Source organism: Phytoactinopolyspora halotolerans (assembly GCF_010550675.1).
Lineage (GTDB): Bacteria > Actinomycetota > Actinomycetes > Jiangellales > Jiangellaceae > Phytoactinopolyspora > Phytoactinopolyspora halotolerans.
In genome coordinates this window covers 1-5530 of the sequence record NZ_JAAGOA010000048.1, presented here as the reverse complement: position 1 = coordinate 5530, position 5530 = coordinate 1, and the positions used below count along the sequence as shown (strand labels likewise).

At 56.9% G+C, this 5530-nt stretch carries 1 protein-coding gene and 3 rRNA genes; 1 reads left to right on the top strand and 3 read right to left on the bottom strand.

The features are described 5' to 3' along the window. Positions 1–6: 6 nt before the first annotated feature. From rrf to G1H10_RS31970, 3 genes are all read right to left on the bottom strand, one after another. Positions 7–124 (bottom strand): 5S ribosomal RNA (rrf, locus tag G1H10_RS31980). 112 nt (positions 125–236) lie between these two features. Next, positions 237–3369, bottom strand: a 23S ribosomal RNA gene (locus G1H10_RS31975). Positions 3370–3696: 327 nt separating this feature from the next. After that, positions 3697–5219, bottom strand: a 16S ribosomal RNA gene (locus G1H10_RS31970). The 16S, 23S and 5S rRNA genes sit together here, the layout of an rRNA operon. A gap of 31 nt (positions 5220–5250) precedes the next feature. Between G1H10_RS31970 and G1H10_RS32620 the strand changes: the two genes are divergently transcribed. Continuing rightward, a partial coding sequence (locus G1H10_RS32620; RefSeq protein WP_216853873.1) for a hypothetical protein occupies positions 5251–5530 on the top strand: 280 nt, incomplete at its 3' end.

Here is a 5530-nt window from a genome sequence, read left to right as displayed (position 1 = left end):
GTGTGTGTCCGGTGGTGTCCTACTCTCCCACCTCCGCTAGAAGGCAGTACCATCGGCGCTGAAGGGCTTAGCTTCCGGGTTCGGTATGGGACCGGGCGTTTCCCGCTTCGCTATGACCACCGGACGTTTATGGAGACGTACCAACCGTGTCACCTTGGCGGTGGGTGTTGGCCGGTGTCTCGGGAACCGTATAGTGAACGCGCAGCATTGTCTGTGCACCACACTGGTGTGTGGTGTGTGTCAAGTCCTCGGCCTATTAGTACCAGTCAGCTTCACACATTGCTGTGCTTCCACGTCTGGCCTATCAACCCAGTGGTCTAGCTGGGGGCCTTACCCACTCGATGGTGGTGGGAGACCTCATCTTGAAGCAGGCTTCCCGCTTAGATGCTTTCAGCGGTTATCCTTTCCGAACGTAGCTAACCAGCCGTGCTCCTGGCGGAACAACTGGCACACCAGAGGTTCGTCCGTCCCGGTCCTCTCGTACTAGGGACAGCCCTTCTCAAGTCTCCTGCGCCCGCAGCGGATAGGGACCGAACTGTCTCACGACGTTCTAAACCCAGCTCGCGTACCGCTTTAATGGGCGAACAGCCCAACCCTTGGGACCGACTACGGCCCCAGGATGCGACGAGCCGACATCGAGGTGCCAAACCATGCCGTCGATATGGACTCTTGGGCAGGATCAGCCTGTTATCCCCGGGGTACCTTTTATCCGTTGAGCGACAGCGCTTCCACAAGCCACTGCCGGATCACTAGTTCCTACTTTCGTACCTGCTCGACATGTCTGTCTCACAGTCAAGCTCCCTTGTGCACTTACACTCGCCACCTGATTGCCAACCAGGCTGAGGGAACCTTTGAGCGCCTCCGTTACCTTTTAGGAGGCAACCGCCCCAGTTAAACTACCCACCAGGCACTGTCCCTGATCCGGATCACGGACCGAGGTTAGATGTCCAATACGACCAGAGTGGTATTTCAACGTTGACTCCACCCACACTGGCGTGCGGGCTTCCAAGTCTCCCACCTATCCTACACAAGCCGAACCGAACACCAATACCAAGCTGTAGTAAAGGTCCCGGGGTCTTTCCGTCCTGCTGCGGGTAACGAGCATCTTTACTCGTAGTGCAATTTCGCCGAGTCCGTGGTTGAGACAGTGGGAAAGTCGTTACGCCATTCGTGCAGGTCGGAACTTACCCGACAAGGAATTTCGCTACCTTAGGATGGTTATAGTTACCACCGCCGTTTACTGGCGCTTAAGTTCTCAGCTTCACCACACAAAGTGGTTAACCGGTCCCCTTAACGTTCCAGCACCGGGCAGGCGTCAGTCCGTATACATCGAATTGCTTCTTCGCACGGACCTGTGTTTTTAATAAACAGTCGCTCTCCCCTGGTCTCTGCGGCCATCAACGCTTCCCCACGCAAGGTGGTTCACGTATCAGGCCCCCCTTCTCCCAAAGTTACGGGGGCATTTTGCCGAGTTCCTTAACCACGGTTCACTCGATCGCCTTGGTATTCTCTACCTGACCACCTGTGTCGGTTTAGGGTACGGGCGGCTGTCACACTCGCTAGAGGCTTTTCTCGGCAGCATAGGATCACCCACTTCGCCACAATCGGCTCGGCATCCAGTCTCAGACACATGATGCACGGATTTACCTGCACATCGTCCTACACTGTTACCCCGGGACAACCATCGCCCGGGATGGGCTACCTTCCTGCGTCACCCCATCACTTGTCTACTACCGGTTCGGGTCCCACGCTCCCCCACACACAGTTCCGAAGAACCACGCACGGGTTCGGGTGGTTAGCATCACCGGGCTCAACATGGGCGCGTCACAGCCGGTACGGGAATATCAACCCGTTATCCATCGACTACGCCTGTCGGCCTCGCCTTAGGTCCCGACTTACCCAGGGCGGATTAGCCTGGCCCTGGAACCCTTGGTCATTCGGCGGCAGGGTTTCTCACCCTGCTTTCGCTACTCATGCCTGCATTCTCACTCGTGTAGCCTCCACGACTGGGTCACCCCGCCGCTTCACCGGCCACACGACGCTCCCCTACCCAACCACACACCTGAACCACTGACCACAAGGATCAACGGCTGGGTTGTTTGTGTGATTGCCACAGCTTCGGCGGTGTACTTGAGCCCCGCTACATTGTCGGCGCGGAATCACTTGACCAGTGGGCTATTACGCACTCTTTAAAGGATGGCTGCTTCTAAGCCAACCTCCTGGTTGTCTGTGCAACTCCACATCCTTTTCCACTTAGCACACGCTTAGGGGCCTTAGCTGGTGGTCCGGGCTGTTTCCCTCTCGACTACGAACCTTATCGCCCGCAGTCTCACTGCCACGCTCTCACTTCACCGGCATTCGGAGTTTGGCTGACGTCAGTAACCTTGTCGGGCCCATCGGCCATCCAGTGCTCTACCTCCGGGAAGAAACACGTGACGCTGCACCTAAATGCATTTCGGGGAGAACCAGCTATCACGAAGTTTGATTGGCCTTTCACCCCTACCCACAGGTCATCCGCCCACTTTTCAACGTAGGTCGGTTCGGGCCTCCACGAAGTCTTACCTCCGCTTCACCCTGCCCATGGGTAGATCACTTCGCTTCGGGTCTAGAGCATGCGACTACAAACGCCCTATTCAGACTCGCTTTCGCTACGGCTACCCCACACGGGTTAACCTCGCCACACACCACTAACTCGCAGGCTCATTCTTCAAAAGGCACGCCATCACCCACCACAAAGGACAGGCTCTGACGGCTTGTAGGCACATGGTTTCAGGTACTATTTCACTCCCCTCCCGGGGTACTTTTCACCATTCCCTCACGGTACTGATCCGCTATCGGTCACCAGGAAGTATTTAGGCTTAACGGGTGGTCCCGCCAGATTCACACAGGATTTCTCGGGCCCCATGCTACTCGGGAGAACGAACACTGAAGTCGCAGCCGACACGTCTACGGGGGTAACACCCTCTACGCCGGACCTTTCAAGCCCTTCGACTTAAACCACGATTTCTCACTTCAGACCAGCATGGCAGCACTGGAACATTCGAACCCCACAACCCCGCATGCGCAACCCCTGCCAGGTATCACACGCACACGGTTTAGCCTCATCCGCTTTCGCTCACCACTACTCACGGAATCACAATTGTTTTCTCTTCCTACGGGTACTGAGATGTTTCACTTCCCCGCGTTCCCTCCAACCACCCTATGAGTTCAGGTGGAGGTGACGACACATCACTGCCGCCGGGTTTCCCCATTCGGACACCCCCGGATCATAGCTCGGTTGCCAACTCCCCGGGGCTTATCGCAGGCTCCCACGTCCTTCATCGGCTCCTGGTACCAAGGCATCCACCATGCGCCCTTAAAAACTTGACCACAAAGATGAAGATGCTCGCGTCCACTATACAGTTCTCAAAACACGGACAGCACCCTGGCCACCACCACCGTCAAACACCACACCCACAACAGGCACGGCTGATACGACAGCACAACCAGAACCGCCACGAGCGAACCAACCACCACAGCGGCCGATCCCTCAAAACCCAACAGTGCACCAACCCCCACCACACCACAACAGCAGCACGACAGGGAAATGTTTCATCGACGTTCCATACCATCGAGCACACCACCACCAGAACACTCGCCTGGCGCGTAGCTCCTCAACCACCACCCACAAGGGTGCCGGCAAGAAATGCTCCTTAGAAAGGAGGTGATCCAGCCGCACCTTCCGGTACGGCTACCTTGTTACGACTTCGTCCTAATCGCCAGTCCCACCTTCGACCACTCCCTCCCCGAAGGGTTAGGCCATGGGCTTCGGGTGTTACCGACTTTCATGACGTGACGGGCGGTGTGTACAAGGCCCGAGAACGTATTCACCGCAGCGTTGCTGATCTGCGATTACTAGCGACTCCAACTTCACGGGGTCGAGTTGCAGACCCCGATCCGAACTGAGACCGGCTTTTTGGGATTCGCTCCACCTCACGGCATCGCAACCCTTTGTACCGGCCATTGTAGCATGCGTGAAGCCCTGGACATAAGGGGCATGATGACTTGACGTCATCCCCACCTTCCTCCGAGTTGACCCCGGCAGTCTCCTATGAGTCCCCGCCATAACGCGCTGGCAACATAGGACGAGGGTTGCGCTCGTTGCGGGACTTAACCCAACATCTCACGACACGAGCTGACGACAGCCATGCACCACCTGTACACGACCCTTTAAAGGACCCGACATCTCTGCCGGATTTCCGTGTATGTCAAACCCAGGTAAGGTTCTTCGCGTTGCATCGAATTAATCCGCATGCTCCGCCGCTTGTGCGGGCCCCCGTCAATTCCTTTGAGTTTTAGCCTTGCGGCCGTACTCCCCAGGCGGGGCGCTTAATGCGTTAGCTACGGCACGGATCCCATGGAAAGGAACCCACACCTAGCGCCCAACGTTTACGGCGTGGACTACCAGGGTATCTAATCCTGTTCGCTCCCCACGCTTTCGCTCCTCAGCGTCAGTACCGGCCCAGAGACCCGCCTTCGCCACCGGTGTTCCTCCTGATATCTGCGCATTTCACCGCTACACCAGGAATTCCAGTCTCCCCTGCCGGACTCTAGCGTGCCCGTATCCACCGCCAACTCGGAGTTAAGCCCCGAGCTTTCACGACAGACGTGACACGCCGCCTACGAGCCCTTTACGCCCAATAATTCCGGACAACGCTCGCACCCTACGTATTACCGCGGCTGCTGGCACGTAGTTAGCCGGTGCTTCTTCTGCGCCTACAGTCACCCGAAGGCTTCGTCAGCGCTGAAAGAGGTTTACAACCCGAAGGCCGTCATCCCTCACGCGGCGTTGCTGCATCAGGCTTCCGCCCATTGTGCAATATTCCCCACTGCTGCCTCCCGTAGGAGTCTGGGCCGTGTCTCAGTCCCAGTGTGACCGGTCGCCCTCTCAGGCCGGCTACCCGTCGTCGCCTTGGTAGGCCACTACCCCACCAACAAGCTGATAGGCCGCGGGCCCATCCCTAGCCGAAAAACTTTCCACACACAGACCATGCGGCCATGTGTCCTATCCGGTATTAGACCCAGTTTCCCAGGCTTATCCCGAAGCTAAGGGCAGGTTACCCACGTGTTACTCACCCGTTCGCCGCTCGAGTACCCCCGAAGGGGCCTTTCCGCTCGACTTGCATGTGTAAAGCACGCCGCCAGCGTTCGTCCTGAGCCAGGATCAAACTCTCCATCAATGCATAAACAACAACCCACACCACCAAAACGGTGCAGAGTCATCACCACATCAAAAAAGAAACAATCCCAGCAAAACAACACAATCCCAACAAGCAACACACCCACCACAACGATGAGCACGCCACCCGCCAAAACCATGCCGCTCTACCAAAGAAATCCCAAACACCCACAACACCCAAACCAGGCACTGCAGGCCAGGGACACCAAACAATTGGCATCAACAAAACAATTGGCACACTGTTGAGTTCTCAAGAATCGGACGCACACCACACAAGACCCGTTCCCAGATCCCGCACCGGGGCGTTCGCTT